Here is a 4,857-nt window from a genome sequence, read left to right as displayed (position 1 = left end):
CGTGGAAGAACTGACCAAGATTGCCCTTTGCCATCAGATCCTCACGGAGCAAGCCCGCAGCTTCACCAGCTCGCATACCAGACAGCACGCAGAGCAGCAGAACAGAACCTATCTCTCTGTCATGTGAGCCAAGTAGCTGCCGGACCTCAGCATCCGTCGGCACCGCATATGGGTTGTGCTTCACCTTCTGCTCAAACCGGACGGATTGGAACGGGTTCGTCTCCAGTTCGCCCTCATAGACGCACCAATCAAGCCAGTGATTGACCTGCGACCAGATACGACGCTGAGTGCGTCCGGTGATCTTGACTGAGCCGTTGGTAGACCAGTTTACCGATGCCTCCAGCGACAGCCCCCTCGTGCGCTCAGATTTGCCGATATACGGGCTAAGCTGGGCAATCAGTGACAGGAACTCCCGGCCTTGTTCACGGGTAAGCTGCGATACCTTGAACTCACCATACTTGGACTGGAACAGTTCGACCGAGTAGCGGACACTCTTGAACCCACCGGGGCGCAGTTCATGCTGACGAAGCATCAGGTAACGCCGGGCTGCCGTACTGACCGTGAGCTTGGGCTCAGCCGCTTGCTGGTAACTGACAGGCTCAGAGTGCTCCAGGGTGGCACGTAGGCGAGCAAGGGCAAGGTTGGATGAGGAGGCCCAGTCGGACCCCGCTCCACGCCCCCCAGCACTCCCCTGAGGCAAGGCTTCTGCACCAGACACCACCTGCTGGACGGTGTCCTCGTATCCGGCATTCACCTCAGCAGCCCTAAGTCGGGCTACCTTGGCATCACTGGTCTTCAGCGACTGTTTCAGGGCTTGTTGACCAAGGAGTGCAGCAACGTCCTTAGGGTAGTTACGACGGTAAAGCCACGTTTGGCCCTTCAGATAGGCATAGCGAATTCGAGCAGACATGATCTGTTCCTTTCGTGCTGAATTGTTGGGTTGGTTTAGTCGATGACTCGAAGGATCATTTCGAAGTCAGGCTCGCCGTATTCACCCGCTAGCGGCCCGGTCAGGGAGTATCCGCCAACACAGTCGTCGAAGACCTCTGTGATCTTGAACTCATGCTCTGGTATGTCGTCGAAGGCGGCGATGACCACGTGTTGACCACAGGCAAGCTGGAGTGGGGGTCTAGTTGGGTCTCCCATGACTACTTCCTCCGCAGGAAAAGATCAGGCAGCACTACCCCAAGGGTGAAACTGAGGGGCAGCGGGTAGGCAAAGGGCTTGAGCAGGTCAGGCAGCCCAGCCAGCACGATAAGCGCACCGGCAAGGATCTGAGGAACGGTCAGGCTAAGGCCCCAACGATTACTCAGACCCCAATTTAAGGCGCACCTAAGGGCCAGACCGACTGCGGCAAGCAGTGGGAAAGAAGTAAGCATTTATACATCTCCAAGAAGTTTTATTTGTTTAGATGCCTGATTTTTCTCAACTTTACAGAGCGCAATCATAATGGGATTATTGTCGCTTGCGTACAATTCAGAGGTGAACTAAAATTTCTTAGTGGGTTAATATCATTGAAAAATTGGAGCGATTGACGTGAATATCATTAAATCTGTCTGGAAGCTGGCAATGGTCCTGTTTCTGGTGCTCTCCCTGATGCTGAATGTAGCGATGCTCTTGGGCGGGTCACTTTATAACATGACTTCCAAGGCATTTAGCTCAGTAACCGGAATGCGGACAGTTGCAGTCCAACATGCCAGTGAAGTAGCGGAACTTGGGTCTGATTTGGCTGATGAACGCAGGCTGAGCCGCGAACTGAGGGGCGAGGTAGCAGAACTATCCGGAGATCTCGCAGCAGAACGTATTGCATCAAAAAAGATCCGCTCCCAGCTATCTGAAGCGACTTCAGGTTTTGTGATCTACCGTGGGAGGCGAATGGCGATCAATGAAGCAGTAGAAATGACCGCGAATGACATTTCCCAGCGTGCAGTCAAGAGTTCTAGCCGTTCAATCAGTTCGATGGCTGGCGAGGCGATCCCGTACGTGGGAGCCGCCGTCATAGTTGGTGTTACGACGCTGGAACTGAAGGATCTTTGCGACACCGTGAAGGATATGAACGAACTCAAACGTGCGTTCGATCCTGAACTACAGCCCAGCGAAGATGACACGACCGTATGTTCAATGAAGGTTCCAACGAGAGAAGAGCTCTGGGAACTAGCCAAAGCGTCCCCTGGTCAAGCTTGGGCTGCCGCAAAAAAAGTAACTCCTACTTTGGAAGATCTTAAGGACTATGAGTTTCCTGATATCGACTGGACTGGAGCTTGGAACACGTCAGCGGCCGGGGCAGGAAAAGCATGGACTGCCACTTTGAACGGTGTAGGTGTTGCTTTGGATGCAACCTCAGAAACAACTGGCGGCTGGGTCGATCGTGCAACCAAATATTGGGCCGATGAAGATAATCCAGTTCAGTCCGACTAAGCCTTATGGCAGTGGTTTGCTGAATGTCTGCTTACGGTACAAGACCCTGCACCAGTTTAAGAAAAATATCACTGTACTGTACGAACCTAACCTAAACGACTTAGCCAAACCAAACGCAACATTAGGTTGCTAACCAGAGTTGCCGTGCAATTGACTTGGCTTGTGTACCATGCGCCAATGACTAGAGAGCGATTTAAAAAAGGCATTAGAGTTGACTAGTCTTGATAGGGTCTTCGATTTGGAAAACCTGCGGCGCGCCTATCGTTGGACAATGTCCAACCCAGACGCTGCATATAAAACCCACTTCCGTGACTCCTATGATGCTTTCGCTATTGCTTCTGACACTCATCTCAAATGGATCAGAAAAGAGGGCCTGAAGGATCGCTACGAAGGGTTTCACGCCTCGAAAGTGTTGGTACCCAAGCCTTCCGGTGTCCTCAGGCCGATAACTTTGCTGAAGGTCGAGGACCAGATCGTCTATCAGGCAATTGTCAATCTAATCGCGGAAGAGTTGAAGAAGCGCACGAAACGACGTTATGAAACGCGCGTTTTTGCGCATCTCTATGCAGGGAAGTCCTCGAAATTTTTCAATATCAAGTGGCAGAGAAGCTATCTAAAATTTGCTGACCGTCTGAGGCACAGCCATTCACGCGGCTATGAGCATGTCGCAAACTTCGACCTGGCGTCTTTTTATGATTCAATTGATCATCATGTTTTGGTCCACTTTCTGAGAGAGCTCAAGATTGAGGAAGACACCATTGAGTATCTTAGGCAGCTCCTTAAAAAATGGACTTCTGCTACATGGAGCAACGGCCCTGCGAACATATACCATGAACATGGAATACCGCAGGGTCCGTTACCCTCAGGCATGCTCTCCGAGGCCGTTCTGCAACATCTGGATCAGGCTGGAGAGCAGGGCGGGCGGCGCACCATTTATTTGCGATACGTCGATGATATCAAGATTCTCGCAAAGACAGAAAAAGATCTTCGAGCCAAGCTAATAGAACTGGACATAGCTTCTAAGGAGATAGGGCTTTTTCCGCAGACTGCCAAGATCAATATACGCAAGGTTAGCGATCCTGAAGAAGAGATCAAATCAGTCAGTCGCCCTCCTGAGCCTTCGGTCATACCTGCCATAGATCAAAAAAAGCTCACAGCGCGTATTCTCGAACTTTGTCGCCGCGGACGTGTCGCCTCAACAGACACCACGCGGTTCAAATATCTGCTGGCCAAGGTGAACCCGAACCACCGGCTAAACACACGGCTCATCAAGGTTCTACATTCTCATCCCGAATATGCGCCCCAGATCGCATCTTACATTTACAGATACGTGAAAATTCCTCCGGGCATGGCCTCAGACATCAAGGCATATCTCGACGGCCAAGAACTCTACCATTCCGTCCTTGCGGTCATTCTTGATGCCTGTCTGGGACGGCTACCGCCGCCTTTTGACCATGACATTGGGCAGGCTGCTTCTGATCGCCTCTTGCGTCCCAAGGCGGGAGCAATGCCACTTCAGCCGACATACAAGGCGTCCCTGATTTCTTGGGCACTCTCTGCACGCAAGCTCACTTTTGCAGAGTATGAAGGGCTAGTCATGGTAGAGGCTAACTGGTGGATCAAGAAGCGCTCAGTCATGGCTCTGACTTCTGATATTTACGGCGTGCCGAGTTACGAATCATTTCTCAATGCGCGCATGCGCGAAGATGGATCCGAAGTAGCTAGAATTTGCGCCTCCAGACTGATCGAAGGGTCCCACAAACTGGCGAAACCCATCGGGAACATCGAGACAACTGCTAAGCAAGTACTCAAGGCAGCAAAACTCATTCGTGTTGTGGGGGCACCGGACTGCCGTATCCCCGAGATCATTGCTGATATACTAAATCGAAAGAGTACCGCCTTTGACTGGAAAATTCTGTTTGGCTCTGAGCATAAGCAGGCAGAGCGCATGATGATCCTGCTAAAACGGGATAAAGAGGCCAACATTGAGATGTTCCTCGTGCACCTTGATAGTTGGTGCGACCTTCTGCTCTCGAAACTGTATGGGCGCCTGAAACCCACCAAGAAGTATGGCTATGGTAAAGCATTGAACGACCCCAGTATTGTCGCAGCTCTGCCCACAGCCGTACCAGCCTTAAAGGCCCTTCATGCGTTACGGCTTGAATCTAGCGTGGCGCACCCCCGAAATTTGGCGACCGGCCAGCCCACCAGACGCCTCAAACACCGCGATTTTTACAAGATACGAAAGCGGCTCGTGTCAGCATTTGATGAAATTGAACGGATTATAACTCCATAGAGATATTCGCACTCACCTTGAAGTGGCTCTAGTTTTTTTACCGGTTCTGCTCTGCGTGCTGTCTGGTATGCGAGCTGGTGAAGCTGCGGGCTTGCTCCGTGAGGATCTGATGGCAAAGGGCAATCTTGGTCAGTTCTTCCACG

At 51.7% G+C, this 4,857-nt stretch carries 5 protein-coding genes; 2 read left to right on the top strand and 3 right to left on the bottom strand.

Annotation, left to right across the window (positions count from 1 at the left end; translation table 11 throughout):
* The 3 genes from DL239_RS21130 to DL239_RS21120 form a co-directional block, all read right to left on the bottom strand.
* The coding region (locus tag DL239_RS21130; RefSeq protein ID WP_167686077.1) for a DUF6538 domain-containing protein at positions 1–910 on the bottom strand (910 nt) is incomplete at its 3' end.
* 35 nt (positions 911–945) lie between these two features.
* The gene (locus tag DL239_RS21125) at positions 946–1,146 is read right to left on the bottom strand and encodes a hypothetical protein (protein WP_167686076.1); all 201 of its coding nucleotides are present in this window, start codon (positions 1,144–1,146) and stop codon (positions 946–948) included.
* Between the two features lie 2 nt (positions 1,147–1,148).
* Positions 1,149–1,379: a hypothetical protein gene (locus DL239_RS21120; protein ID WP_167686075.1), complete on the bottom strand. Its 231-nt coding sequence runs from the start codon at positions 1,377–1,379 to the stop codon at positions 1,149–1,151.
* Between the two features lie 157 nt (positions 1,380–1,536).
* Between DL239_RS21120 and DL239_RS21115 the strand changes: the two genes are divergently transcribed.
* Together DL239_RS21115 and DL239_RS21110 are read left to right on the top strand one after the other, a co-directional pair.
* Positions 1,537–2,418, top strand: a complete 882-nt coding sequence (locus tag DL239_RS21115) for a hypothetical protein (RefSeq protein WP_167686074.1) — start codon at positions 1,537–1,539, stop codon at positions 2,416–2,418.
* 271 nt (positions 2,419–2,689) lie between these two features.
* The gene (locus tag DL239_RS21110) at positions 2,690–4,714 is read left to right on the top strand and encodes an RNA-directed DNA polymerase (protein WP_167686073.1); all 2,025 of its coding nucleotides are present in this window, start codon (positions 2,690–2,692) and stop codon (positions 4,712–4,714) included.
* Positions 4,715–4,857: the final 143 nt, after the last annotated feature.

The sequence above is a fragment of the Parasedimentitalea denitrificans genome (assembly GCF_011813015.1).
GTDB lineage: Bacteria > Pseudomonadota > Alphaproteobacteria > Rhodobacterales > Rhodobacteraceae > Parasedimentitalea > Parasedimentitalea denitrificans.
Note: the sequence above shows the minus strand (reverse complement) of the source record. Positions and strands in the feature narration are given on the sequence as shown.